We start from the raw sequence: 301 nt of genomic DNA on the forward strand, positions 1-301 counted from the left end.
GCGGCCAGATGCCGGTTTTCGAGGAAAAGCGGACAGGCTGACGCGCGCGGCATTCAACCGGGAGGAGAGGGTATGACACAACGGACGGCAGGGACAAAAGGGGCTGTCGCGATCACCGGCGGAGCATCCGGCATCGGTTTTTCCACCGCGCAGCTGCTGATGGCGCGCGGATGGCAACCCTGGCTGCTGGATCTCAAGCGCGAAGCGCTGGACGCGGCCTGCGAGAAGCTCGGTATCGACGCCTCGCGTGGCATCGTCTGCAACGTGGCGGATGAAGCGTCGATAGAGGAGGCGTTCGCCG

1 protein-coding gene is annotated in these 301 nt (G+C 65.1%); it reads left to right on the plus strand.

The genetic code is table 11. The features are described from left to right. Positions 1–72 precede the first annotated feature (72 nt). Positions 73–301: SDR family NAD(P)-dependent oxidoreductase (locus EN804_RS36230; protein ID WP_135922411.1), on the plus strand; the 229-nt coding region annotated here is incomplete at its 3' end.

It is taken from the genome of Mesorhizobium sp. M8A.F.Ca.ET.161.01.1.1 (genome assembly GCF_004792105.1).
Lineage (GTDB): Bacteria > Pseudomonadota > Alphaproteobacteria > Rhizobiales > Rhizobiaceae > Mesorhizobium.